Here is a 653-nt window from a genome sequence, read left to right as displayed (position 1 = left end):
GCTGACCCGCAACGGCTTCGACCTGGCCGGGATCACCCTCGTCGACGGCAGCGGTCTCTCCACCCAGAACAAGATCAGTCCGAAGCTGCTCGGCTCCGTGCTCGCCGCGGCGGCCGCCCCGGCCTCCGGCCCCAACGCCGAGCGCACCGCCAAGCTGCGCGCGCTGCTGACCGGGCTGCCCGTCGCGGGTGGCAGTGGGACGCTCTCCGAGCGCTACGCCTCGGGCTCGGCGACCGCGGGCAAGGGGTGGGTCCGGGCCAAGACCGGCACGCTCAACGGGATCAACAGCCTCGCCGGGCTGGTCACCGACACCGACGGAAAGCTGCTGGTCTTCGCGTTCCTGGGCAACGGCACCGGGGCCAACGCCGACTCGCGCGCCGCGCTGGACGTGATGGCCTCCGCACTCCGCTCCTGCGGCTGCCGGTGATCGAATCGCGACGCGCGGACGGCCCGGTTGGCTGATGCCTGAGCCGGGTGGCCACGGGTAGCGTCGGTGGGGTGAACGCCGGATCGGCCGCTCCCGACATGCCGCCGGTCGAGGGCCAGGGGCCCATCGACTGGGGGATCGCCGCTGCCACCGCCCAGCGCTTCATGAGCGCGGGGCCGGTGATCCCGAAGGAGGAGGCCGGTGAGGCCGTCCGCGCGTCGCGATT

At 73.5% G+C, this 653-nt stretch carries 1 protein-coding gene; it reads left to right on the top strand.

What is annotated here, in order from left to right; all coding sequences use genetic code 11:
* Positions 1–427 (top strand): D-alanyl-D-alanine carboxypeptidase (locus CCN37_RS38120; protein ID WP_210408412.1); only part of this gene is annotated, 427 nt, incomplete at its 5' end.
* Between the last annotated feature and the right edge of the window lie 226 nt (positions 428–653).

Source organism: Allokutzneria sp. NRRL B-24872 (assembly GCF_002155965.1).
Taxonomy (GTDB): Bacteria; Actinomycetota; Actinomycetes; order Mycobacteriales; family Pseudonocardiaceae; genus Allokutzneria.
Note: the sequence above shows the minus strand (reverse complement) of the source record. Positions and strands in the feature narration are given on the sequence as shown.